Annotated in this window: 27 protein-coding genes and 2 pseudogenes; 23 read left to right on the top strand and 6 right to left on the bottom strand. The window is 42.6% G+C overall.

Features of this window, described 5'->3' with window-relative positions:
- Positions 1-9: 9 nt before the first annotated feature.
- The 9 genes from lacD (at position 10) to DG474_RS00370 (ending at position 7,239) form a co-directional block, all read left to right on the top strand.
- Positions 10-1,005, top strand: a complete 996-nt coding sequence (gene lacD, locus DG474_RS00330; RefSeq protein ID WP_255778266.1) for a tagatose-bisphosphate aldolase — start codon at positions 10-12, stop codon at positions 1,003-1,005.
- Between the two features lie 145 nt (positions 1,006-1,150).
- Positions 1,151-2,188, top strand: coding sequence for an aldose epimerase family protein (locus tag DG474_RS00335; RefSeq protein WP_255778267.1), 1,038 nt, complete (start codon positions 1,151-1,153; stop codon positions 2,186-2,188).
- A gap of 107 nt (positions 2,189-2,295) precedes the next feature.
- Positions 2,296-3,150: a VOC family protein gene (locus DG474_RS00340; protein ID WP_049479893.1), complete on the top strand. Its 855-nt coding sequence runs from the start codon at positions 2,296-2,298 to the stop codon at positions 3,148-3,150.
- A 303-nt stretch (positions 3,151-3,453) separates the two neighbouring features.
- Positions 3,454-4,026 carry a hypothetical protein gene (locus tag DG474_RS00345; protein WP_049479894.1) on the top strand — a complete coding sequence of 191 codons (573 nt, stop codon included), beginning with the start codon at positions 3,454-3,456 and terminating at the stop codon, positions 4,024-4,026.
- Between the two features lies 1 nt (position 4,027).
- Positions 4,028-4,696, top strand: a complete 669-nt coding sequence (locus DG474_RS00350) for a hypothetical protein (protein WP_049479896.1) — start codon at positions 4,028-4,030, stop codon at positions 4,694-4,696.
- Positions 4,697-4,811: 115 nt separating this feature from the next.
- Complete coding sequence (locus tag DG474_RS00355) at positions 4,812-5,483, top strand: hypothetical protein (protein WP_001226100.1); 672 nt, start codon at positions 4,812-4,814, stop codon at positions 5,481-5,483.
- A gap of 2 nt (positions 5,484-5,485) precedes the next feature.
- Positions 5,486-6,148: a hypothetical protein gene (locus DG474_RS00360; RefSeq protein ID WP_255778268.1), complete on the top strand. Its 663-nt coding sequence runs from the start codon at positions 5,486-5,488 to the stop codon at positions 6,146-6,148.
- A 76-nt stretch (positions 6,149-6,224) separates the two neighbouring features.
- Positions 6,225-6,782, top strand: coding sequence for a DUF3592 domain-containing protein (locus DG474_RS00365; RefSeq protein ID WP_125384929.1), 558 nt, complete (start codon positions 6,225-6,227; stop codon positions 6,780-6,782).
- A gap of 199 nt (positions 6,783-6,981) precedes the next feature.
- Positions 6,982-7,239 (top strand): metal-sensitive transcriptional regulator, encoded by a 258-nt coding sequence (locus DG474_RS00370; RefSeq protein WP_227945926.1) that lies wholly within the window; start codon positions 6,982-6,984, stop codon positions 7,237-7,239.
- A gap of 223 nt (positions 7,240-7,462) precedes the next feature.
- On the opposite strand, the gene DG474_RS00375 is transcribed toward DG474_RS00370, so the two are convergent.
- The 3 genes and pseudogenes from DG474_RS00375 to DG474_RS00385 form a co-directional block, all read right to left on the bottom strand.
- Positions 7,463-7,759 carry a rhodanese-like domain-containing protein gene (locus DG474_RS00375; protein WP_000450167.1) on the bottom strand — a complete coding sequence of 99 codons (297 nt, stop codon included), beginning with the start codon at positions 7,757-7,759 and terminating at the stop codon, positions 7,463-7,465.
- Positions 7,734-8,098, bottom strand: a pseudogene (locus DG474_RS00380) (rhodanese-like domain-containing protein); the annotation flags it as partial. The gene DG474_RS00375 and the pseudogene DG474_RS00380, both read right to left, overlap by 26 nt.
- Before the next feature lie 9 nt (positions 8,099-8,107).
- Positions 8,108-8,416, bottom strand: coding sequence for a rhodanese-like domain-containing protein (locus tag DG474_RS00385; protein ID WP_000468871.1), 309 nt, complete (start codon positions 8,414-8,416; stop codon positions 8,108-8,110).
- A 175-nt stretch (positions 8,417-8,591) separates the two neighbouring features.
- On the opposite strand from DG474_RS00385, the gene DG474_RS00390 reads away from it, so the two are divergent.
- A complete protein-coding gene (locus tag DG474_RS00390) occupies positions 8,592-9,155 on the top strand; it encodes a sugar O-acetyltransferase (RefSeq protein ID WP_125389015.1) in 564 nt (187 codons plus the stop codon).
- Positions 9,156-9,199: 44 nt separating this feature from the next.
- On the opposite strand, the gene DG474_RS00395 is transcribed toward DG474_RS00390, so the two are convergent.
- Positions 9,200-9,883, bottom strand: a complete 684-nt coding sequence (locus DG474_RS00395) for a DUF4956 domain-containing protein (protein WP_255778269.1) — start codon at positions 9,881-9,883, stop codon at positions 9,200-9,202.
- On the bottom strand, positions 9,876-10,652 hold the full coding sequence (locus DG474_RS00400; RefSeq protein ID WP_255778270.1) for a polyphosphate polymerase domain-containing protein: 777 nt from the start codon (positions 10,650-10,652) through the stop codon (positions 9,876-9,878). The genes DG474_RS00395 and DG474_RS00400 overlap by 8 nt, the downstream gene beginning before the upstream one ends.
- Before the next feature lie 201 nt (positions 10,653-10,853).
- Between DG474_RS00400 and DG474_RS00405 the strand changes: the two genes are divergently transcribed.
- Positions 10,854-12,089, top strand: a complete 1,236-nt coding sequence (locus DG474_RS00405; RefSeq protein ID WP_255778271.1) for a carbohydrate-binding domain-containing protein — start codon at positions 10,854-10,856, stop codon at positions 12,087-12,089.
- Between the two features lie 61 nt (positions 12,090-12,150).
- Here DG474_RS00405 and DG474_RS09585 read toward each other — a convergent pair.
- Positions 12,151-12,285: pseudogene (locus DG474_RS09585) on the bottom strand (low temperature requirement protein A); the annotation flags it as partial.
- A gap of 229 nt (positions 12,286-12,514) precedes the next feature.
- On the opposite strand from DG474_RS09585, the gene DG474_RS00410 reads away from it, so the two are divergent.
- From DG474_RS00410 to DG474_RS00465, 12 genes are all read left to right on the top strand, one after another.
- Positions 12,515-13,231: an ABC transporter ATP-binding protein gene (locus DG474_RS00410; protein ID WP_255778272.1), complete on the top strand. Its 717-nt coding sequence runs from the start codon at positions 12,515-12,517 to the stop codon at positions 13,229-13,231.
- A gap of 1 nt (position 13,232) precedes the next feature.
- Positions 13,233-14,315, top strand: coding sequence for an ABC transporter permease (locus DG474_RS00415; protein ID WP_255778273.1), 1,083 nt, complete (start codon positions 13,233-13,235; stop codon positions 14,313-14,315).
- A gap of 39 nt (positions 14,316-14,354) precedes the next feature.
- Positions 14,355-14,978, top strand: coding sequence for a TetR/AcrR family transcriptional regulator (locus tag DG474_RS00420; protein ID WP_000361929.1), 624 nt, complete (start codon positions 14,355-14,357; stop codon positions 14,976-14,978).
- A gap of 284 nt (positions 14,979-15,262) precedes the next feature.
- A complete protein-coding gene (locus tag DG474_RS00425) occupies positions 15,263-16,027 on the top strand; it encodes a nucleoside phosphorylase (protein ID WP_000615016.1) in 765 nt (254 codons plus the stop codon).
- Positions 16,028-16,060: 33 nt separating this feature from the next.
- Positions 16,061-17,440, top strand: a complete 1,380-nt coding sequence (locus DG474_RS00430) for a TrkH family potassium uptake protein (RefSeq protein WP_255778274.1) — start codon at positions 16,061-16,063, stop codon at positions 17,438-17,440.
- Positions 17,441-17,453: 13 nt separating this feature from the next.
- A complete protein-coding gene (locus DG474_RS00435; protein WP_255778275.1) occupies positions 17,454-18,119 on the top strand; it encodes a potassium channel family protein in 666 nt (221 codons plus the stop codon).
- A gap of 155 nt (positions 18,120-18,274) precedes the next feature.
- Positions 18,275-20,362, top strand: a complete 2,088-nt coding sequence (locus tag DG474_RS00440; protein WP_255778276.1) for an SSURE domain-containing protein — start codon at positions 18,275-18,277, stop codon at positions 20,360-20,362.
- An 80-nt stretch (positions 20,363-20,442) separates the two neighbouring features.
- Positions 20,443-21,141 carry a response regulator transcription factor gene (locus DG474_RS00445; RefSeq protein ID WP_049506218.1) on the top strand — a complete coding sequence of 233 codons (699 nt, stop codon included), beginning with the start codon at positions 20,443-20,445 and terminating at the stop codon, positions 21,139-21,141.
- The gene (locus DG474_RS00450; RefSeq protein WP_255778277.1) at positions 21,138-22,172 is read left to right on the top strand and encodes a sensor histidine kinase; all 1,035 of its coding nucleotides are present in this window, start codon (positions 21,138-21,140) and stop codon (positions 22,170-22,172) included. Before DG474_RS00445 ends, DG474_RS00450 begins: the two co-directional genes overlap by 4 nt.
- 201 nt (positions 22,173-22,373) lie before the next feature.
- A complete protein-coding gene (rpsD, locus tag DG474_RS00455) occupies positions 22,374-22,985 on the top strand; it encodes a 30S ribosomal protein S4 (RefSeq protein ID WP_000092756.1) in 612 nt (203 codons plus the stop codon).
- 219 nt (positions 22,986-23,204) lie between these two features.
- On the top strand, positions 23,205-24,011 hold the full coding sequence (locus DG474_RS00460) for a hypothetical protein (protein WP_080978818.1): 807 nt from the start codon (positions 23,205-23,207) through the stop codon (positions 24,009-24,011).
- Between the two features lie 21 nt (positions 24,012-24,032).
- Complete coding sequence (locus DG474_RS00465) at positions 24,033-25,280, top strand: toxic anion resistance protein (protein ID WP_049519130.1); 1,248 nt, start codon at positions 24,033-24,035, stop codon at positions 25,278-25,280.
- Positions 25,281-25,309 lie beyond the last annotated feature (29 nt).

The following is a 25,309-nucleotide window of genomic DNA, read 5'->3' on the forward strand; positions in this document are numbered from 1 at the left end:
GAAGTGTCTATGAGTAAATTACAATTAAGTCCCAATAAAGTAGCTTGCTTGCAAAAACTCTCTGACGAGAACGGTATTATCTCAGCCCTTGCCTTTGACCAACGTGGTGCTTTGAAACGCCTCATGGCTCAATACCAAACGGAAGAGCCAACAGTCGCTCAAATGGAAGAACTTAAAGTATTGGTTGCAGATGAATTGACAAAATACGCATCCTCTATGCTTCTTGACCCTGAGTATGGACTTCCAGCTACAAAAGCGCTTGATGCCAATGCCGGCCTTCTCCTTGCTTATGAGAAAACAGGTTATGACACAACAAGCACCAAACGCTTGCCTGACTGCTTGGATGTTTGGTCTGCCAAACGCATTAAAGAACAAGGTGCGGATGCAGTCAAATTCTTGCTTTACTATGACGTAGATAGCTCTGACGAACTCAACCAACAAAAACAAGCTTACATCGAACGCATCGGTTCAGAGTGTGTGGCAGAAGACATTCCATTCTTCCTTGAAATCTTGGCTTACGATGAAAAGATTGCTGACGCAGGTTCTGCAGAATACGCTAAAGTGAAACCTCACAAGGTTATCGGTGCTATGAAGGTCTTCTCAGACCCACGCTTCAACATCGATGTCTTGAAAGTGGAAGTTCCAGTCAATGTTAAATATGTTGAAGGCTTTGGCGAAGGTGAAATCGTGCATACTCGTGAAGAAGCAGCAGCCTTCTTCAAAGCGCAAGATGAAGCGACTAACTTGCCATATATCTACTTGAGTGCGGGTGTATCAGCGAAACTCTTCCAAGAAACACTTGTCTTTGCCCACGAATCAGGTGCAAACTTTAACGGTGTTCTTTGCGGCCGTGCAACCTGGGCAGGATCAGTTGAAGCCTACATCAAAGATGGTGAAGCAGCAGCTCGTGAATGGTTACGCACAACTGGATTTGAGAACATTGATGAACTCAACAAAGTTCTCCAAACCACAGCGACTTCATGGACTGAACGTGTGGAAGCATAAAACAAATATAGAAGAATCCTTTTTTGTTAAGAAGCTACTTAAGGTTTTCTGACAAAGGATTCTGAAAATAGAAACTACAACCATAGATGGTGAGACACTCTCTATGGTTTGTTTACTTAAGAGAAATGGATCAAAGGAGAGAAGAATGAAAGCATACACAGAGCGTGTATTTGGAAATCATGAGGGCAAGGATGTCTTGGCCTATCGCTTTGAGACTGACAGTGGCTACCAACTAGAAATCATGAGCTATGGTGCGACCATCTTGCGCTATGTCACGCCTGACAAGGCTGGGAATTTTGCCAATGTGATTTTGGGCTTTGATGATTTTGATAGCTATGTAGGCAATAGTCCCAAGCATGGAGCAAGTGTAGGTCCTGTAGCGGGCCGTATTGCAGGTGCGACCTTTGAGCTCAATGGCAAGACCTATGACCTTGAAGTCAACAATGCTAGCAACTGTAACCACAGTGGTTCAACAGGTTGGGATTCGAGCTTGTTTGAATTGGTCGAAGTGAGTGACCATGGCTTGACTCTCTACACCGAGCGTACAGATGGGACAGGAGGATTTCCTGGTAATCTCAAGATTTGGATTAGCTACCACTTGGAAGAAACTGGTGCTTACGAAGTCAGCTATAAGGTGACGACAGATCAGGATACGCTGGTCAATCCAACTAATCACAGCTACTTCAACTTGTCTGGTGATTTTACGCAGACAGTTGACCGTCATGTCTTCCAGCTAAATACGGAGGGCATTTACCCAATCGCTCCCGACGGTGTGCCAGCAAAAACTTCAGATGCTGATCGCGATGTGGTGAAACACATCTACAATGGTGCTTTGCTCAAGGATATCTTTTCAGAGGACGATGAGCAAATCCAGTTGGTATCTGGTTTGGATCACCCATTTGCTCTTCCTGCAGGTCATGACAATGCTGGTTTCCTTTATGACCAAAACTCAGGTCGTTTCCTACTTTTCAAGACAGAGGCCCCTTGCTTTGTGGTCTACACAGCAAACTTTGTGGATGAGAGTGCCATCATAGCTGGTCAGCCAATGGTTCAGCACAATGGAATTGCTCTTGAAGCGCAGGCTTTACCAGATGCCATTCACAGTGACTTTAAAGACCAAGTCATTCTCAAAGCAGGTCAAACCTTCACCAGCAAAACTCGCTACGAGCTTGTTGTTAAATAAAAAGAAGAGCTGGTTTCCAGCTCTTTTGAGTTGTCTTCGTTGACATTTTATTTCAATAGTGTATAATTGATGTAATCGATAAAGTTACAACAAAAAGGAGACACCTTATGACTTATGCATACCAAAGCCACATTTACCTAGCAGAGGCGGTTTTAAATGTCAAGGATTTGACGAATCAAACGGCTTTTTATCACCAGATTATTGGCTTGGAGATTTTATCCCAAACAGAGACAGAAGCGATTTTGGGACTTGATCGAAAAGCCTTGGTTCACTTGATTCAGGCAGAAAAGGCTGGCGAAGTAAGGGAGCATTATGGGCTCTACCATCTGGCGATTTTGTTGCCGACACGAAAAGCCTTGGCAGATGTCTTGAAACACCTAAGTGATTTGCGGATTCCTCTGGTCGGGGGTGCAGATCATGGATACAGTGAGGCTATTTATCTAGAGGATTTGGAAGGAAATGGCATTGAACTTTACCGTGATAAGCCAGTTTCGTCATGGGATATTCGAGAAGACGGCCGCATTATCGGTGTGACCGAAGCCCTTGCGGCACAGGACATCTATGAGTTAGGAGAAAAGGTGGATCCCTTTATCCTAGCTGAAGGGACGAGAATGGGGCATATCCATCTATCGGTGAAGGATAGTCACGCAGCAAGTCAGTTCTATCAAAAGGTGTTAGGGCTAGAGGATAAATTTAGCATTCCTAGTGCTAGTTGGATAGCGGCTGGTCAGTACCATCACCACCTGGCTGTCAACGAATGGGCTGGAAAAGGGCTAGCTCCGCGTGAGCAAGGCTTGCCAGGCTTGGCCTACTATGTCCTTGAGGTCGAAAGCAAGGAAGAGCTCCTAGACATCGTTCAGCAAGCACGAGAGCTAGAAGCACCGATCAAATGGCTAAATTCGAGTGAGTTGGATCTTGTAGACCCAGACGGGATTGTGACCCGTATTCGCTTGGAACGATGAGATGAGGAAAACGCATCATATACATAGAAAAAGGCGGATAAGTTCACATTCTGTTTTTAGAATGCGGACTTGTTCGCTTTTTTATGGAATGACGAAAGCTTTCTTGGCTCTGGCAAAGGCATCTGCTGGGGATATTTTCCCTTTTCTGGGGGTTCATGCTATAATACTAATAAACTTTTCTTTCTCTAGGAAGGCAAACGCCGAAAATCGGCTAGAATGCTGGCAATCGTTGTCACGATGCTTTTAAGAGAAAGTAGAACTTTGTTTGAACATCCGTATTGAGTTTAGGAGACGAGAAATAAGATGGACACAAGTGTAAAAAATTTAATCAGTATGGGCCCTCTGGAGGACTATTTTATCTATTATGATCTGAAGAATCAAGTATTCTACGGTGTAAAACAAGGCATGAATTATTTAGCCATTGCAGCCCCTATTGCAATCCATTCCTTGCAACGGCTGTCAAAGTTGCTCAACCAAACCTTTGGAGATGTCTCCTCCCCTTTCAATCTGATTTTCTTTATCCTGATGTCTCTGTTTTTAGTTTTCGGGACCATTCTCCTTGCCAAATCTACCCGACGCAACATGAAGACAGATAGATTTAAAAAAGTCCGGTTGACAAAAGCTAATATCAAAACACTTAGGAGAAAATCTAGATGGACTGTCCTAGTTGAGATTTTTTGTTTCCTCATGATTGTGTTTTCCATCTATCGCTATTTTAGCTACTCCGATTTTCAGTTCTTGATTATTTATATGTTAGGGATATTTTCGCTTGTTTATATGATCTATGAATTTCGGATGAAAACACGCAAACGACTGTTCAAGGAGCTGATGGAGACATTACAGGACGGTAGCCGAGGGAAAGAGGGAGAAATGTAAGATGAGAAAAATCATTTATATAGGCCAAGGAAACCAGCAATCCGTCTACTACAATACAAAGACGAGAGAGGCTTTAGCGACAGAATATAGCAACTTGCCAGATAGTGAAGGCGCCATCAGTTCAAAGAAATCCAAGTGGCCTTGGGTTCTCTTCTTTGCTTTCTTGCTAGTTGCTATCATCAGTATTTGGATTCGTTCCTTGATAGCGCCCTTTAGATTGAGTGAGTGGATGATTCCGATCCATCTAGCCGCAATCCTTTTCGTTTTTATCGGAAGTGTTTATGGATTTGAAAAACTGTTCTACAGTGGGGCCAAGTCGCTTGTCCCAGCAAGTGAAGAGCAGTTTAAAGAAGCAGTTGAAAGTAGTAAATTTTGGAAAAAGTCTCCAGATAAGGAACCAACAGTCGATAAAATCATCTTGTATCTATTTGTTATCCTCGTTCTTCTATTTGTTTTTGTTATTGTTGTGTTCTTTGCCATACCTGGGACCTTCATTCCCTACTATGAACATGAATGGTTTGAACCGTCGATGTTCATGGTGCCAATCGGAGCAACGATCGTCCCAATTAGCGTGGTTCTTCTACTATTTCAAAACAATCCAATCCGCTGGCTCTTAGCCGTACGAAAATACAAGCAGGGGAAAGTATTATTTAGGGAAGAGAAGAACTAGAAACACGAGAGAAACGCTATTACCATTACCAGTGGTTGGCGATGTTTTATCAACAACCTATGATAAAATTGAAGTTTCTGATTATAGTGATTAGTGAAAACTGTGGTGATTTTATATGAGAAAAATAATTTTTATTGGACAGAGCGGTGATAAGGCCGTTTACTATAATACGCGAACAAAAGAGGCTCTTGTAGCAGATAAGAGTGCCTTGTTAAATACAGAAGGGGCTAGGAGATCGAATAGGGGGATTGCTCCTTTAATTGCTATATTCTCTTTGTTAGGTTTACTCGGAGGATTTGTTGCAATACCAATTTTCTCAGGCCTTCGTTATAATAGTGGGATGGTTCCTATTTTTATTCTTTGTCTTTCCTTTATCCTATTTGGATTTATATGGATGATGGAAGTCGCCTTATATAAAGGAGTGAAACGAGTCCAAGGAGCAACAAAGAAAGAGTTTAAAGAAGCAGTTTATTCAAATTTGTTCTGGGAAAATTTTAGTGAGAAAAAAGCGACGTTTGCGAAAATGTTGGCTTTTATGATTGTCATGCTACTAGTTTTTATGACTACTATAGTAATATTTGCTGCTGCAATTCCGGGCACTATTGACTCATTCAATAAGCAAGAGGCATTTGATATACAAATCTTTTTCTCGCCTTTAGCAGGTCTCTTTCCTGCCTTGTTGTACCTTTTCTTATTCCAAAACAACCCAATCCGCTGGCTCTTAGCTGTGCGAAAGTATGAACAGGGGAAAGTAATATTTAGGGAAGAAATAGAAAAGAGGGAATGATAATGTCACAAGAGAGATATTTGCAAATCAAAAAAGAGCATCAAGTTCGTAAGTTTGTGGGGCGTTTCCTCTTCATTCTTCTCGCTATACTCGATGTTCTACTGGTATCAAGTCATTCCAATTATGTCCCGCTTGTAACGGTGGCTATGGTAACGATTGTGCCTTTTAATCATTTTCTACTTGGTCCTCTTAGGAGGCAGAAAAAAGCTATAGAAAAAGAGCATCCAGAATGGAAAAAACTCAGTACAAAGGGAGTAAAGGTTCCCTCGGCTGAAGCCAATAAAAGAACCTTGGCTGGTATTGGGATCTTGATAGCCTTGCTGTTGTCTTTTGGGATATTCTATAAACCTGTGAAACAGCCGAACAACCAAGTAAACAAGCCACCTAAGGTTGATTCTAAAACGTCTGAAACGTCCAAGCCTTCTGAGTCTGAGTCGTCCAGTTCCTCTAAGACCAAAGAATCCAGTTCCTCAGAGTCGAAATCCTCGTCTTCGACTGAACAAAGTTCTAAAACCGAAAGTTCAGGAACAAAGCCGTCAAAAAGCGAGTCCAATAATCCCTATTACCAGATTCCAGGACTTACTGACGAACAGGTGAGAGATATCATATCAAAATCTGTGAAAGATTTGAGAGAAAAACAGTCAAAAGAAAAATCCGAAGAGTAGACTCAAGGGCTTCGATGTCCTTGCTGGAGGAGCTAGTTTTGGGACTTTACTGTATAAAATAACAGGAGGAGTTCATATGAATAAAGAAGTGATTGGTTTGATAGTTGGGACAATCGTCATCTTCCTATCTTTTGTGTTTGTATGTGGGACCTTTCTCTATCTCTATCTTCGGGATCAGAAGTTGGTCCGCCTTGCCAAGTCATCCGTACAGGGAACGGTTATCGGCTATAGCCGTTTTCGTGAGGGGTATCCACCTATCGTCGAATACACGGTGGATGGGATTTCTTATAAGAAAACTTTGCAGTATTTTATGTTCAAAACGGTCACGACTCCATGGGGGACTACTAAATTTTTAAAGGACTATACAAGAGAAGATATGCTAGCGCCTTCGATCACTCGCTACAGCAACTCCTTTGTTTCCTTCAAACGCTTGATGCAGACCCATTTCCCCCTTCATTCGGAGCTGACGGTCTGGTATGATCCAGACAAGCCGACCAGGGCCTATGTCGAACGTTACAGCGGAATGGACAAGTTTTACAAGTGGTTTGGTATCGGATTTGGGCTGGCTCTAGTTATAGTCTATGGGATAGTGATCCTAGCCTTTTTGTCCAATTTGTCCAAGATATACGCATAAAGGTCAGTTGGTTAATGGGAAACTTTATTTCCCATCGAGCTTCAAGGAGGACAGAGTTTCTTTTCCATTTTCATGCTCACCAATCTTTTCTTTCTGATACAGAGAAAAGGTTGCCTCCCACAAATACAGACAGGAAGTGAATTTTGACAAAGCCCCTTATTCGAGATATAATGAAGAAAAAGTGACCAAGGATAAATCAATGACAAACTCAAAGTACATAACACGCCTGAAACGTTCAGAGGGCCAGTTGCGTGGGATTCAAAAGATGATTGAAGAAGATCGTGACTGCGCAGATATTGTTACGCAGTTGACAGCAGTGAAATCTAGCGTTGAGCGCGTGATTGAGATGATCATTACTGAAAATCTCACAGGCTGTATCAACCAACCACTAGACGATCCCGAAGCTCAAAAGAAACGCCTAGAAAAGGCCATCCGATACCTGATTAAACGGAAATAAACTAATTTGCTATTGATAAACAACGCAGACAAAGGTATTTAAGTCTATTTCGATAAAGAAATCATGACGGACGAACGGATGAGTTCCCCCAAATACCAATGAGAAAACCTCTTTTTAGATACTATCAATTTGCTTTGTTTTATTGAAGCGACGGGCTACGAGCTCTATATCAGCGGGTTGCAGAAATGAAAAAACCGATTAAGTTTCTTAATCGGTTTTTTCATTATTCTACTTGACCGGGCCAAGCATTCATACCACCTTCTACATTGATAACGGTGAGGCCTTGGGCGCTTAGAAATTCACAAGCAGATGCAGAGCGTACTCCACCTTGACAGATGACATGGTATTCCTGGTCGGGTTTGAGTTCTTTGTAACCTTGCTCCAAGGTACTTAACGGAAGATTTTTGGCACCTGGTGCATGTCCTGCTTGAAATTCATGCACTTCACGTACATCGATAAGGTTTAGATTTTCATTTAGGTATTTTTCATAAAAGTCAGCCATGCTGATACTCGTTTCCATATTTGACTCCTTCTGGATTAGCTATTTTATATTGTGAATAAGCGCCATCAAGGTTTTGGACGGTAAATCCTGCCACTAGAGGATACGCTCTGTAATATAGCTGCGCAAACCACTGTGGCAGCTAACGATGTAAGCTTGGTTCTTGTCTAGTTCATCCAAGCGTTCCCGTAGTTCGTTTAGAGGAATGTGGGTGGTGTCGACTTTGAGTCGGCCACTTTGGAATTCGGCACTTGTCCGTACGTCTAGGAATTTCTTTCCTTTAGCTAGTTCGTCTTCGAGCTGGTACCATTGGATATTGTCGCTCAGACCCTCGATAAGGTTCAAGGCTGCGTAGCCCATTTGATACTTCTAGATGACCTTGCCTGTCCAAGCGCTCATACCGCCTCGTACATTGATGACATCATAGCCTTTTTTCTTAAGCTTTTTCGCAGCAAGTTTACTTCGCACACCAGAGTGACAAATGACATAAAGTGTTTCTTTTGTCGCAGGTGTGTAAGATCCGATTTCCGTTAAAGGAACATTTTTTGCATTTTTGATATGGCCTCTACGGAATTCCATAGGCGTCCGAACATCTAGTAGCTGAATTGGTTCTCTGAGTTTGGCTTCTAACTCGCTGGTAGAAATACTGTCAATCTTTGTAAATAATAAGTGAAACATAGGCACCTCCACATATACCCTTATGGGGTATATTAAACCATGAAGTCAAGCTTTTGTCAAGCAAGTTGTTTTGACTTGGGAGGGGATTGGTTTTGAGAGTTTAGAAAGTAGGCTATTCTTGACCTTTCAAAGGCTTTTTGATATGATGAGTCCAAAGTAAGTGTGAGGTGATAAGATGGCTAGCGAATACCAGAAAATGATAGCAGGGGAGCCTTACCGTCCGTCGGACCCTGAATTACGGACCTTGGCGCAGGCTTCTCGCCAAAAACAAGCTGCCTTTAACAAGGAAGAAGATCCCTTGAAGGGATCCGAAATCATCAAGACTTGGTTTGGCTCAACTGGGCAAAATCTTTATATCAATCCACGCTTGGTGGTGGACTACGGTGTCAATATCCATCTAGGGGAAAATTTTTATTCTAATTGGAACTTGACCATGCTGGATGTTTGTCCGATTCGCATCGGAGACAACGCCATGCTTGGCCCCAACTGTCAGTTTTTAACCCCACTCCATCCACTGGATCCACATGAACGCAATTCAGGGGTTGAATACGGGAAGCCCATCACCATTGGAGATAATTTCTGGGCTGGAGGTGGCGTCATTGTCCTTCCTGGAGTGACACTGGGAAATAATGTCGTTGCTGGAGCAGGGGCCGTGATCACCAAGTCCTTCGGAGACAATGTTGTTCTAGCTGGCAATCCTGCGCGTGTCATCAAGGAAATCCCAGTAAAAGAAAACTAAAAAGAACAGCTTGGGCTGTTCTTTTTATAATCTTTATCTTAGTCTTATAGATTTTTCTTCTTTTTGGCTTTCTTGGTCAAGGAAACATCGCACTGAGATATCTTGCTTGTCAGGTAACTTGTCAGTTGGAAGTCGTCTACTTGAGGATGGAGGTCGACTTCGTAGACGGTTTGCAAGGATTCACCAGCATTGCTAGTATCTACTGAGATAAGGTCAGACTCAGTGCAAAATTGATCCAGCGCAACCTGGATAGTATCCAGGCGGTCTTCTTTATTGGGAAGGGTGATGGTCAAGAGTCTACGACGTTGGTGATTGCTCTTGCTTTGTTGTTTTTCCAAAAGGAGCCAAATACCTAGGATAAAGCCCGTGAAGAGTACGGCTAAGAAAAGGTAGCCTGTCCCTGCCGCCAGACCGATGATCATGGCTAGAAAGATAGCGATTAGCTCACGAGAGCCACTCGTTGCAGAACGGAAACGAATGAGACTAAAGGTCCCTGCTACTGCAATCGACGTTCCGAGACTGCCATTGACGAGGAAGATAACCAGCGTCATCAAACAAGGTAAAAGGGTCAAACTGATGACAAATTCCCGTGTGTAAAGAGTCCGTTGCTTGTAGGCCCAGCTGAGTGCTAGTCCTAGAAAAAGGCTGACAACAAGGGCGAGTAGGAGTTGGAGTGGGTCAGCAGTGGCGGTTGCGTCGTTGAAAATAGAGTTAAAAAGGTTAGACATAAGCGTTACCTGCACTTTCTCCGATGGGTTGTGGGGCATAGGCCAGTCCTTGTGATTTATGGTAGGCGCAGGAGTATTTTGAGAATTTTTGCTCTACCAGCCCATATTTATCAAGGATATCCTGTAGCCATTGCGGTTTGTCACCAGGTGCCTTGATTTCCATGATGACCAGGTCGTCTTCTAAGAGAGGCAGGCCATTTTTGTCAGCAAATAGGCAGACCTGTTTATCACGATAGATCAGGTTTTGGTCAAGAGTGACACGAATTTTCTGGTAGGGGAATCCTTGAATTTTCTTTTTTTCTTTTAGTGAAAAACGGTCATAAGAGATATAGATACATGGTTTGAGAACCTCACTGTAGCGTTGGCGTAGCTTTTGTACCTCTGCTACCAGAAAGCTATCTTTGATCAGGCTTCCTCCCCACCCCTTAGTGATGAGCTGGGTGATGGTATCTGACTGAGCTAGGACGCGGTGCTTATGACCGACACCGGTATCATCTTTGGACTTGATTTCTAGAAAGACGGGGCTGTCAGCGCTTGGTTGCGCGAGATAGGTCCGCATACGGATTTTTTCCTTCTTATGCTGATCCTGCAAGGATTCTTGGATGAGCTGAAAATCTTCTGTATCAAAGTAGATATTGGAAATGGTCGAAGTCGGATAGTCGTCCTCGACGAGGTAGTCTTTCAAATCTTCTATTAAATCCTGTAGGTCTGTTTTAGAGACCAGGTACTTGGTTTCGATCCGTTCAAAGCTTGTTTCTAGGGGTTTCATAAGCAATTTCTCCTTTAGATAAATCATAGATTAAACAAGGTAAACTTGCTTGGAACAAGTCTAGAGGACATTTCTAAAAGTTTTATTAAGCGAAACTTAACTGAAACTGAATTTAAGGAAACTTTCAGAAAAGTTTTAGTTTTGTTTCAGGAATCTTCTGTAGACTGTCTAGCTATATCATACGAAGGAGAGGAAAAAGGCATGAAATCAAAAAAATGGACCCTACTCGTAACGAGTTTAACGGCAATGGTGCTGATGGCAGCATGTGCCCAGTCAACAACTACATCCAATACCAATGCAACGACAAATAGTGCCACAACAACTGCAACAAAGACAAACCAATCATCCTATTTTACAGAGAAGGACTATGATACTTCTTATGATGAAAGCACAGCTTCTAAGATTGAGTTATCTGGCTCATCTGCAAACGTCTCTGGAGATGGGGTGACAGTCTCTGAATCAACAGTGACCATCACAAACTCTGGAACCTATGTGATTTCAGGTCAGTCTGACGGAGTGCAGATCAAGGTCGAGGCAGATAAGTCGGCAGATGTTCACCTAGTCTTAAAAGGTGCGACTATGACCAATACTAATGCAGCGATATCTGCGACATCAGCTGGCCATGTCTACTTGACTCTAGCAGAGGGAACCACCAACAGTCTCTCTGACTCAAGCTCTAACAGCGACGAAAAAGCAGACGCAGCTCTCTTTTCTAAGGTGGATTTGACCATCAACGGGAAAGGAACTCTCAATGTAGATGGCAAGAAGAACAACGGGATCAAGGCTAATGACACTCTCCACATCACGGGTGGCACCTATAACATCACAGCAGTTGGCGATGCCTTTAATGTCAATGATGAACTCAACATCACTGGTACGACCATGACCATCGATGTCAAGGAAGATGGTGTCAAAGTTGATAATGATGAGGATACTTCAGTCGGGACCATGTACCTATCCAACAACAACATCACCGTCACAGCAGGAGATGATGGCATCCACGCTTCTGGAGACCTGGTTATCGATAGTGGTACCTACACCGTCAAGAATTCGACAGAAGGACTTGAAGGTAAGTCCATCACTATCAACGGTGGGGACATTAGCATCTATTCGACAGATGATGGAGTCAACGCAGCTAATAAAAACGCCCAACAGAGTGAAATCTTCTTCACCATGAACGGTGGGAGCCTGACAGTAGAAGTCGGCCAAGGAGACACAGATCCAATCGACTCGAACGGTAATATCACAGTTACAGGCGGAACCATTAAAATGACTGGTCAAACAGGTTTTGACTTTGATGGAACTGCGACCTACACAGGTGGAGATATCTATCTCAACGGCGAAAAACAAACGGAAATCGTCAACTCTATGCCTGGAGGCGGAGGACCAAATGGAGGCCCTCAAGGTGGTGGTCCAGCCCCTGGCGGACAAGGATAAAAAAGAATCTCCTTTCTCGAAAGAGAAGGGAGAGTTTTTGTGTTTGAGAGATGGATTGTAGCTAAAACAACTCCCAATTAGGTCTTGAAAATTTCTTAGTCTGTTTCATATAAAAATGAGTAAAATGAATTTCCATCGCCAAGGTCATTAGAGTTGCGATAGCAATGACGATGGTTGGATTGGCTGAGAAGAGTAGAGGAAGAATAGGCCTTTAAAAAGTGGACAGGAAAGACCATTTCGGAGTATCGAGAAGAGATTTAGAAACAGCTCTAAAAGCAATAGCTATCCATTATAAGCATCAGATAATAATGTCTGGTGCTTTATTTTTTAAAGAATTCAGATTTTTCTCTTGACAAGTGAGTAAGCACTCACTATAATAGGTTTATATTTAGTAAGTGAGCAATCACTCACCAAGGAGGAAGTAAATGAAAACATTACTACATTTACAAGATTTAGATAAGTCTTTTGGTCGTCAAATGGTTTTGAATCATATCAGCTTTGAATTGCAGCCGGGAGAAATTATAGGTTTAATTGGTCCGTCTGGTGCTGGTAAATCAACTATGATTAAGACCATGTTAGGGATGGAAAAAGCTGACGGAGGGGTTGCTTTGGTATTGGGTCATACTATGCCCAATCGCCATATTTTAGGAGATATTGGCTATATGGCCCAATCAGATGCTTTATACGAGACCTTGTCAGGCCAAGAAAATCTGGAATTTTTTGGTCAGCTAAAGGGGCTTTCTAAAAAAGACCTAAAGGCGGAAATTGCTTATATAGCTCAAGTAGTAGATCTGACAGACTACTTAAACAAGGCGGTATCTGGTTATTCTGGAGGAATGAAACGGCGTTTGTCACTGGCTATCGCGCTTTTAGGAAATCCTCAACTCTTGATTTTGGACGAACCGACAGTTGGAATTGACCCTTCTCTTCGAAAGAAAATCTGGAAAGAATTATTCGCGCTTAGAGACAATGGGGTAGGGATATTAGTTACTACCCATGTTATGGATGAAGCAGAGTTGGCGGATAAGGTCGGCTTATTATTAGGCGGAAAAATCATTGCTTTTGATACACCGCAACACTTAAAAGAAAGTTATCAAGTTTCAAGTATTGAAGAAGTATTTTTAAAAGCAGAAGGTGAGTAAAATGAGAACAATAGCGATTGCAAAAAAAGTCATCAAAGAATTACTTCGTGACAAACGAACTCTAGCCCTGATGTTTATAGCACCTGTTTTTATCATGTGGTTGATGAACCTCATGTTTTCAGCTAGTACAACCGTGAATGTCAAGTTAGCAACACAGGATCTACCAACTGGTTTGGTAACGAAAATGGATGAGCTCGATCATGTGGACGTCGAGACTTATCAAGGCTTAGATCAAGCCAAAGAAGCGCTAGCAAATGAAAAAGTCGATGCTGTGATTTCTTATAAAGACGGTGAGTACCAGGTCGACTACGCAAACACAGACGCCTCCAAAACATCTATGATACGACAAGTGTTACGAACGAGTATCGCCAGTGAAGGCACCGATCAGTTAGTATCTCGTGTTAAACAAGCTCTTCCACAATTGGACTCGGACGCAAAAACACCAGAAATCAAGGAGTCTTACCAGTATGGAGATGAAAATACAAGCTTCTTTACCAGTATGATTCCGGTTTTGATAGGTTTTGTAGTTTTCTTCTTTGTCTTTTTGATTTCAGGTATGGCGCTTTTGAAAGAGCGCACCAGTGGAACACTAGAACGTTTGTTAGCAACACCAGTGAAACGATCTGAAATCGTCTATGGCTATATGTTGTCTTACGGTATTATTGCGATTTTTCAAACGGCAGTTGTCGTTTTAGCAGCAATTTGGCTACTAGATGTAGAAGTTGTAGGAAGTATTTTAAATGTTATAATAGTTAATGTGGTACTGGCTCTTGTAGCACTAGCTTTTGGAATTCTCTTGTCTACTCTAGCAAAATCAGAATTCCAAATGATGCAATTTATTCCTCTCGTGATTATGCCCCAACTTTTTTTCTCAGGAATTATTCCATTGTCATCCATGGGAGAATGGGCTCTAACTGTGGGGAAATTTTTGCCATTAACCTATTCTGGTGATGCAATAAGCCAGATTATTCTTTACGGGCACAATCTTGGTGATATTTTGTCAAATCTTGGTGTTTTAATGATTTTCTTGATCATTTTAACAATTCTCAATATTGTTGGATTGCGTCGTTATCGTAAAGTTTAGAAATCAACATAAATAATGCTAAAAAGGTGTGAAGATTAGATGGATAAGACTGTTTTTGAATCGTTTGAAGATTACTTAGAAGAAGCGAATTACCCTCAAGGAAAGAAAAAAATCATGCAGGCAGCAGTGGATCTCATATCAACCAGGAGTTACCATGGGACCTCAACTCTTCACATAGCTGAGCGTGCTGGACTAAGCCAGGCAACTTTGTTTAAGTATTTTAAGACGAAGGATGATCTACTGACGGCTATTTTACATCCTGTAGTCCCAAGCATTTTCGGTAGTTTTTTTGAGGAACTCTTAGCTTTTGAAACGACAGAAGAGAGGGTTCGTTATCTCGTCCACGATCGTATGAGCTATCTCAAAAAAAATCGTGCTTTGATGAAAATCATTCTGCAGGAGAGTTTTTCAAATAAGAAACTAAAAAATGAACAGATTTTTATCTGGAATGCTATTCAAGATAAACTTCGAGTGCTTCATAAGGAATTGCTAGCAGATCCACGTGTAAATCCAGAGATAACGATTCCTCAAATGGTTCGTATTTGTGTTGGTCCATTGTTGGCTTACTTCGCTCAACTTTATATCGTTAGCGACAACGGAGAAATAAAGGAAGAGGACCTAGACTTATTAGAAAAACAGATTTTGGGTGCTTTGTGGAAATAGAGTAGGCCTAGACAAAATGGAGGCTAGATTCTATTGGTTTGGCTTCTTGCACAAGATAATATAAAAGGGTATATATTGCCTGATGCAGATTCGTGCTTTTTTATTGTTGAATTTGCTATTTTGGTGATAGTTCTCAATCACTTTACTAAAACAGAAACCGACCTCTCCAGCAGAGCAACGATTTCTTAAATGTATGGAAGAGGAGTTTTCTGGCTTGCTAAAGACAACTCCTTGACACTTCGTCAGCTTTTGATACAATAGTACAAAATTAGAGGAGGTGGGCTATGATTCAGAAACATGCGATTCCCATTTTGGAGTTTGATGACAATCCCCAGGCGGTCCTTATGCCAACACATGAGGGATTGGACTTAAAGTTGCCAAAAAAGTGCATCTATGCATTTTTGGAGGAAGAGATTGACCGCTACGCTCAGGAAGCAGGAGCGGACTGTGTTGGTGAGTTCGTTTCTGCCACCAAGGCTTATCCAGTCTATGTCATCAACTACAAGGGTGAGACGATTTGTCTAACCCAGGCGCCCGTGGGTTCTGCCCCAGCTGCCCAGTTTATGGATTGGTTGATTGGCTATGGTGTGGAGCAAATCATTTCCACTGGAACCTGTGGCGTCCTAGCCGATATAGAGGAAAATGCCTTTCTCGTCCCTGTTCGCGCTCTGCGAGATGAGGGGACCAGCTACCATTATGTAGCGCCTTCTCGTTATATGGAGATGCAGATTGAGGCTGTCTCTGCCATTGAGCAAGTTTTGGAGCAAAGAGGCATTCCTTATGAGGAAGTTATGACCTGGACGACAGATGGTTTTTACCGAGAGACGGCTGAAAAGGTTGCCTATCGCAAGGAAGAAGGCTGCGCTGTTGTGGAAATGGAGTGCTCGGCTCTTGCGGCAGTGGCTCAGCTACGTGGTGTTGTCTGGGGAGAATTGCTCTTTACTGCAGATTCCTTAGCGGATCTGGACAACTACGACAGTCGTGACTGGGGCTCAGAAGCTTTTGATAAGGCACTCGAACTCTGTCTTGCCATTGTGCACCACATGTGAGTGTTCTGACTGTTTTTATGGTAGAATGTAGTTATGTTATTCAAATCTTTTTTGGAAAAAATCAAGACGATACTGGGACGCTTGTCGCCAGCCCGTCGCATCTTTTTAAGTTTTGCCCTAGTAATCTTCTTGGGTTCTCTCCTTTTAAGTCTCCCCTTTGTGCAAGCAGAAACGTCACAAGCGACCTACTTTGACCATCTCTTTACGACCGTGTCCATGGTCTGTGTGACAGGGCTTTTCACTCTGCCAGTGGCTTCGACTTATAATATCTGGGGCCAGTTGATCTGTATGCTCTTGATCCAGATTGGCGGTTTGGGTCTCATGACCTTTATCGGAATCTTTTATATCCAAGGCAAGCAAAAGCTCAGTCTTCGTGGTCGTGAGACTATTCAAGAAAGTTTCAGTTATGGAGAAACCCAGTCTCTAAAGGATTTCATCCGTTCAATCTTTCTGACGACGTTTCTAGTGGAAGGGCTCGGAGCCTTTCTCTTGAGTTTCCGCTTTATTCCTGAATTTGGCTGGGGACGAGGGATTTTAACCTCTATCTTTTTGGCTGTTTCAGCTTTTTGCAATGCTGGATTTGATAATTTTGGGAGTACGAGTTTGGTAGCCTTTCAAACGGACCCCTTGATCAATCTAGTGATTGCAGGTTTGATTATCACGGGTGGTCTAGGATTTATGGTCTGGTTTGACCTAGCGACCCAGTTTGGGAAGAAGAAAAAACGCCGTCTTCGCTTTCATACCAAGCTGGTTCTCTTTTTAACGGCGGGAATTTTGCTCTTTGGAACCGTATCGACTTTGTTCATCGAGTGGAACAATCCTGGAACGATTGGAAATCTCAGCGCTCCAGAGAAATTGCTGGTTAGTTTCTTTCAGACCGTCAGCATGAGAACGGCAGGTTTTGCTTCCATTGACTACACTCAGGCTCGACCAGTTACCTTGCTGATCTACATCTTGCAGATGTTTCTGGGCGGGGCACCTGGAGGGACAGCAGGGGGGCTCAAGATTACGACCTTCTTTGTTTTGTTGGTCTTTGCCCGTAGCGAACTATTGGGCTTGCCTCATGCCAATGTGGCTCGGAGGACTATTGAACCCCGAACCGTGCAAAAATCTTTCAGTGTCTTTATTATCTTCTTGCTGACCTTCTTGCTGGGCTTGATCCTGCTAGGGATAACAGCAGAGGGAAATCCGCGTTTTATTTACCTCATGTTTGAGACCATTTCAGCCCTTGCGACAGTTGGGGTGACGGCAAATTTAACACCAGATCTAGGCAAGATAGCCCTCAGCATCGTTATGTTGTTGATGTTTATCGGCCGTATTGGTCCCTTGACACTACTGGTCAGTGTAGCGGAATATCAGCCAGACAAGAAAGATACGATTCACTATATGAAAGCAGATATCACTATCGGATAAGAAAGGAAGAACGATGTCAGATCGGACAATTGGAATTTTAGGCTTGGGAATTTTTGGGAGCAGTGTTTTGGCTGCCCTAGCCAAGCATGACATGAATATAATTGCTATTGATGACCACGAGGAACGCATTAATCAATTTGAACCTGTGCTGGCGCGTGGGGTAGTTGGAGATATCACGGATGAAGAACTCCTTCTATCAGCGGGGATTGACACCTGTGATACCGTAGTTGTCGCAACGGGTGAAAATCTGGAGTCCAGTGTTCTCGCGGTTATGCACTGCAAGAGTCTAGGAGTGCCGACTGTTATTGCCAAGGTCAAAAGTCATACAGCTAAAAAGGTTCTAGAAAAAATTGGCGCAGACGCAGTCATCTCACCAGAGTTTGAAATGGGACGCTCATTGGCACAGACCATCCTCTTTCATAACAGCGTAGACGTCTTTCAGCTGGACAAGAATGTATCGATTGTCGAGATGAAAATCCCCCAATCATGGGTAGGTAAAAGCCTCAGTCAGTTGGATTTGCGTGGGCGATACAACCTCAACATACTTGGTTTTCGTGCCTACGAAAATGCTCCTCTGGATGTCCAATTCGGACCCAATGACCTCTTGCAGGCAGATGCCTACATCATGGCCGTCATTAATAACCAACATTTGGATACCTTGGCAGAGCTGACTGAGTAGAAGAGGAAGGGATACTCTCTTTCCAATAATTAACGAGTCAATATAAGTATTTTATAAGAGGGATTTAAGAAAAATTTTAACTTTTTCTTAATCCTTTTTAATTTTAGGAGATTATACTAGAGTCATCAAAAAAAGAAAACTCTAAGGAGAATCCTATGAAATTCAATCCAAATCAGAGATATACTCGTTGGTCTATTCGCCGTCTCAGTGTCGGTGTTGCTTCAGTTGTTGTGGCTAGTGGCTTCTTTGTCCTAGTCGGTCAACCAAGTTCTGCACGCGCTGATGTCGTCAATCCGACTCCTGCCCAAGTCGTGCCAGACGCTGCTTCGGTGAGTGAAAAAAGCGACTTACCAGCAGAGGTTCTCAAAAAAGCAGTCGATGTAGCTCTTCCTTCAGAACAAGCAGACTCAGCACCTAAAGCAAGCTTGGATACTACAAGCTCTTCAGAAAAAGAGGATGCAACTGCTAAAGAGCCTGCAGTAGCGCCAAAAGAAGAAGTACAAGCACAACCTGACTCTAAGAAACAAACAGAAGATGCAGTTAAACCTGTGGAAAGTCCTGCGTCTACAGTTTCTGGACAAGACCGTGAAGCCAGTGAAGCGCAACCAGCGACCACCCCAGCTGAAGTGCAAAAAGGCGTGGCTGACAACACCAAAGATACAGTAGATGTTCCGGCTAGCTACCTTGACAAAGCCAATTTCCCAGGTCCATTTACAGCTGGTGTCAACCAAGTCATTCCATACGAATTCTTCGCTGGTGACGGCATGTTGACTCGTCTTATCTTGAAAGCATCCGACAAGGCTCCATGGTCAGACAACGGAACAGCTAAAAATCCCGCTCTCCCACCGGTAGAGAAATTGGGCAAAGGCCTTTACTTCTACGAAGTAGACTTGGCCGGAACCCAAGGCAAATCTGACAAAGAGTTGCTTGATCTCTTGAAACAAAATGGTACTCAAAGCTATAAAGCTACTATCAAGGTGTACGGTGCGAAAGACGGCAAGCCTGACTTAACTAACCTCGTAGCAACTAAAGATTTGACTGTTAATTTGAATGGCTTGACCACTCCAGCTGAAGTCCAAAAAGGTGTGGCTGACAATACCAAAGATACAGTAGATGTCCCAGCCACTTACTTGGACAAGGCTAACTTCCCAGGACCATTTACAGCTGGTGTCAATCAAGTCATTCCATATGAATTCTTCGCTGGAGACGGCATGTTAACTCGTCTTATCTTGAAAGCATCCGATAAGGCTCCATGGTCAGACAACGGAACAGCTAAAAATCCTGCTCTCCCACCAGTAGAGAAATTGGGCAAAGGTCTTTACTTCTATGAAGTAGACTTGGCAGGCACCCAAGGAAAATCAGATAAAGAGCTGCTTGACCTCTTGAAACAAAATGGTACTCAAAGCTATAAAGCTACTATCAAGGTGTACGGTGCGAAAGACGGCAAGCCTGACTTGACTAATCTGGTAGCGACTAAAGATTTGACTGTTAATTTGAATGGTTTGACCACACCAAATCAGGTTAAAGAGTCTGTTGTTAACAATGTCAAAGACATGATTGATGTTCCAGCTAGCTACCTTGATAAGGCTAAGGTTCCTGGACCTTTCTTGGCTGGTGTCAACCAAGTTATTCCGTACGAAGCTTTTGGTGGAGATGGTATGTTGACTCGCCTCTTGTTAAAAGCCTCAGACAAAGCCCCATGGTCCGACAACGGAACAGCTAAAAATCCTGCCCTATTGCCACTTGAAGGCTTGGCTAAAGGCCAATATTTCTACGAAGTGGATTTGAATGGCAATACGGTTGGCAAAGAAGGACAAGCTCTTCTAGATCAACTTCGAGCTAACGGAACACATACATACCTAGCTACTGTTAAAGTCTATGGATCTAAAGATGGCAAACCTGATTTGACCAATCTGATTGCTACTCGTCAAGTAATGATTCGACTTCGTGGAAAAGAAATGGCGACAATACCATCTCAACAAGGTCAGATGAATACGAAGCCTTCTGAAACAGGCTCTACAGGTACGACTGAGGGTATGATGGGTACAAATCACCATATGTCAGATATGAAAGTAGATCAACCAGCTTCTAGCCCAATGGCTAATATGATGAAAAAAGATGATAAAGCGATGTTACCAAATACTGGGGAAGCTAAAACAGCTACAGCTGGGCTTGGTATCTTTGGTCTAGCCTTGGCAGGTCTTGTTGGACTTTTGGGTTTGACAACCAAACGGGAAGATTAAGATTCAAATCACTTAAACATTAGAGAAAATAGTGTTATACTAAAGCAAGTATAACACTGTTTTTATCGAAGGAGTGTCAGATGAAAAAGACAATTTTGCTGGTTGATGATGAGATAGATATTCTAGATATTCAAAACCGCTATCTTATACAGGCAGGTTACGATGTTTTGGTCGCCCATGATGGTAAGGAGGGATTAGAGCTTTTCAGAAAAAAATCTATCGACCTCATTATCACAGATATTATGATGCCCAATATGGACGGTTATGATTTTATCAGTGAAGTTCAGTATATCGCTCCTGATCAACCTTTCCTCTTTACAACTGCTAAGACAAGCGAACAGGATAAAATTTATGGCTTAAGCTTGGGGGCAGATGATTTTATAGTCAAACCCTTTAGCCCACGCGAATTGGTTTTAAGAGTGAATAATATCTTGCGTCGCCTTAGCCGTGGAGGAGAGACAGAACAGATCGAGTTTGGTGACTTGGTAATCAACCATGTGACTCATGAGGTTCGCATTGGGGATCAACCTTTGGAATTGACAGTAAAATCCTTTGAACTTCTATGGATATTAGCCAGCAATCCTGAGAGAGTCTTTTCAAAGACGGAACTTTACGAGAAGGTATGGCAAGAGGACTATGTGGATGATACCAATACACTCAATGTTCATATCCATGCTTTGAGGCAAGAGTTGACCAAGTATACAAATTCAAATGCTCCTGCTATCAAAACTGTCTGGGGTTTGGGCTATAAGATGGAAAGACCAAGAGGTAGAAAATGAAATTAAAAAACTATATTTTAGTGGGGTATCTAGTGTCGACTCTACTAACGATTTTGGTCGTTTTCTGGGCAGTCCAACGAATGTTGATCGAGAAAAGTGAAGTTTACTTTCTAGTTGGAATGACCATGATTGCTAGTTTCATTGGCGCTGCAGTGAGCATCTTTCTTTTGTCGCCTGTGTTCTCTTCTCTGAAACATTTGAAAAAACAAGCTCAGGATATAGCCAGCAAAGATTTCAGCACAGAAATTGAAACCAAAGGCCCATTAGAATTTCAAGAGCTAGGTCAGGCTTTTAATGACATGTCCCACAATTTGCAGGCTACCTTTCAATCACTTGATGAGAGCGAGCAAGAAAAGAGAATGATGATTGCGCAGCTCTCTCACGATATTAAAACTCCCATTACCTCCATTCAGGTTACTGTGGAGGGAATTCTAGATGGAGTGATTAAGGAAGAGGAACGGCTCCACTACTTAACCACGATTGGTCGGCAAACCGAGCGTCTAAACAAGCTAGTGGAGGAATTGGATGTTCTGACTCTTAACACCCAACCTCAAGATACTGCTGATGAAGAAGTCGAAGAGGTCTTTTTAGATCAGCTGTTGATTGAGTCAATGAGTGAATTTCAACTCCAGATTGAACAAGAGGAGCGAGATGTTTACATTCAAGTATCACCTGAGTCGGCGAAAATCAAGAGCCATTCTGACAAACTTTCTCGCATTTTGGTTAATTTGTTAAACAATGCCTTTAAATATTCAGAACCAGGAACCAGAATCGAGGTTCTTGCCCAATTAACAGAACAAGAGCTGACAATCAGTGTGAAAGACGAGGGTCAGGGGATCCTTCCTGAGGATTTGGAAAAGATCTTTAAACGACTTTATCGTGTGGAAACTTCGCGCAATATGAAGACAGGTGGGCATGGATTAGGACTTGCGATTGCACGCGAACTAGCCCATCAGCTTGGTGGCGAAATCACAGCAGAAAGTCAATATGGCTTAGGAAGCAAGTTTACATTCAGCCTCAATTTGAAATAAAGCCGTAAAATCCCTTTACAAATCTAGCTTTTCATGGTACAATAGCCTTTGTGTGAAATAGCAGCAGGAAAGCATGAAGCTCGTCAACAGGTGTCTTATGACAAGTAACCTTGGCTGTTTAGGCGAAGGGCATCTGCACGAATCAGGGCTTTCTAAGTGACTATTTCCGCCAAATATTATTTATATCAGGAGGACATACATATGTCACGTTATACAGGACCATCTTGGAAACAAGCTCGTCGCCTTGGCCTTTCACTTACAGGTACAGGTAAAGAATTGGCACGTCGTAACTACGTACCAGGACAACACGGACCAAACAACCGTTCTAAATTGTCAGAATACGGTTTGCAATTGGCTGAAAAACAAAAACTTCGTTTCACTTACGGTGTAGGTGAAAAACAATTCCGTAACTTGTTCGTACAAGCTACTAAGATCAAAGGCGGAATCCTAGGTTTCAACTTCATGCTTCTTTTGGAACGTCGTTTGGATAACGTTGTTTACCGTCTTGGCCTTGCGACTACTCGTCGTCAAGCTCGTCAATTCGTAAACCACGGTCACATCCTTGTGGACGGAAAACGCGTTGATATCCCATCATACCGTGTAACTCCAGGTCAAGTGATCTCAGTTCGTGAAAAATCATTGAAAGTTCCAGCAATCCTTGAAGCAGTAGAAGCTACTCTTGGACGTCCAGCATTCGTATCATTCGATGCTGAGAAATTGGAAGGTTCATTGACTCGCTTGCCAGAACGCGACGAAATCAACCCAGAAATCAACGAAGCACTTGTCGTTGAATTCTACAACAAAATGCTTTAATTTTAAGAAATATCTTACAGAAAGCCTACAACAGTGGGCTTTTTGCTTTGTCTTAAAATGTTGATTTCTGGGTTTGGGCAATGTCAAAAGGAGTGCTTTTATTCACTGAGAATCTTTCTAGCTATAGTGTAAAGAAATCCGTGTTTTAGTTGACTTTTCCGCCCTCATTTTCAGCTTTTGTGCTAAAATAGATTTATAAACTTAAGATAAGGAATGTTTATGAAATCGGGTAATGTATTATTGAAAGGATGCCTTTATTTCTGGGGTGGCTTGTTTTTGCTGGGTCTCTTGGTTCAGGTAGCTCTGCCTTTGGCAATTTGTGGTTTGATAGGTTTCGGGGCTTATCTAGCCTATAAGCGTTGGCGTTATCCTCTTTTGAAGGATCGTTCTTTGGAAGATCAGATTGAGCTTTTAAAAGCGCGGATTCGTCAGGCTGATAAAGATATCCAGCAGTTAGAAGAGACCTTGTCTGAGAAAGGCTCAGCAGCCTATAAAAGCCTAGCTAACCAGGTCTTGATTGAACTTCAAGAAATTCATCAAGAGGCTAATCGTTTAAAATCTTATATTGACGAAGCTGTTTATAGTCGCATTGATAAAAAGGTTCGCTCAGTAAGGGCGACCATAGACGTCCAGCTAGAGCGACTAGAAAGAGAGAGTCTGGTAGACATCGAAAACAAGGAGCCCGAAGAATTGGCGCCTGAATTGTCTCAGACCTTGGCAAATATTGCTGCGGACCATCAAGCGATTCTTGACAAAATCGAGTCATCGGATGTTGGAGCCAAAGAAGAGCTGACAGCCATCCATAGTTTAAAAATGGAGAAATTCCAAACAATTTTAGAGGGCTATTTAAAGATTAAGGCAAATCCAAAAAATTATAATCGGGCGGAAGAACGCTTGGAACAAGCTAAAGCAGCTATCGAACAATTTGACCTTGAACTAGACCAAGTTTTGAGAGAGCTCAATGAAACAGATATGCGCGATTTTGATATTAGCCTGCGTATCTTAGGAAAAGATCGCAAAGAATAGGGTAGACACAAAGGAGTAACCATGACAGAATTTAATTTTGATATTGATCAGATTGCTAATAATACAGTGGCCAAAGTGGACAAGACAACCGAAATCATCGAGACCAATACAGGCTCAGCCCAGACGATCACCTTTCTTGAAAAGCTAAGTCCTGAGCAACAAGAGCAAATCAAGGCGCGCGTCCCTCAGTTGGTGGATCAGTTTGTCACAGACCAAAATGCTCTCTTGGACTTTGGTCAATCAGCGGTGGAAGGTGTCAATGGTACGGTTAACCGTATTTTGACCGAGCAGAAGAAACTGCAAATTCCTCAGGTGGATGACCTGCTGAAAAATACCAACCGTGAGCTCCAAGGTTTTGTAGCCAAATATAAGAATGCTGAAATTGCAGAGTTGGAAGAAAAGCCAAACTTTTTGCAAAAATTGTTTAAAAAGAGCCAGAACAGTCTGCAAGAATTTTATTTTGACTCAAAAACAGTTGAGCAAAAGCTAGATGGCATGGCTGCTGCTGTGGTCAAGCAAGAAGATGTGCTGGCGCGAAATATTGTTTCTGCTGAAATGCTGATTGAGGACAATACCAAATCCATTGAAAATCTAGTGGGAGTTATTTCCTTTATAGAAGCAAGCCAGACAGAAGCTGGCAATCGTGCTGCAGAACTGAAGGCTCAAGTTGACCAACTAGATTCAAGTACGGTAGAATATCAAACCAAGTCCCAAGAATTAGCTCGTATGGCTGAAGTGGTCAATACACTGGAACAACAACATACAGAGTATGTTAGTCGCCTTTACGTAGCTTGGACGACGACTCCACAAATGCGTAATCTCGTCAAAGTTTCATCGGACATGCGCCAAAAATTGGGCATGCTTCGTCGCAATACCATTCCAACCATGAAGCTTTCGATTGCTCAACTTGGTATTTTGCAACAATCGATGAAATCAGGTGTCGTGGCAGATGCCATTGTCAATGCCAACAATGCCGCCCTTCAGATGCTAGCTGAAACCAGCAAGGAAGTGATTCCGCAGATGGAACGAATTGCCCAAAGTCCAACAGTAGCTGTTGAATCCGTCACCAAACTTGCTGAAAGTCTAGTCGCTCAAAACCAAGGTATCGTTGCTGCCATTGAGTTGGGACGTCAGAAACGTGCTCAACTAGAAACAACCATCGTCAAATCCGCAGAAATGATCAACGATTCTGTTAAACTCCGCGATGAGAAAATCGTCCAAGCCCTTCTAGACCAAGGAAAGGCTGCTCAGAAAGAAGTACAAGAATAAAAATAAATCCTCTGCAATGTAGATTTGCA

The sequence above is a fragment of the Streptococcus oralis genome (genome assembly GCF_024399415.1).
GTDB classification, from domain to species: domain Bacteria; phylum Bacillota; class Bacilli; order Lactobacillales; family Streptococcaceae; genus Streptococcus; species Streptococcus oralis_CS.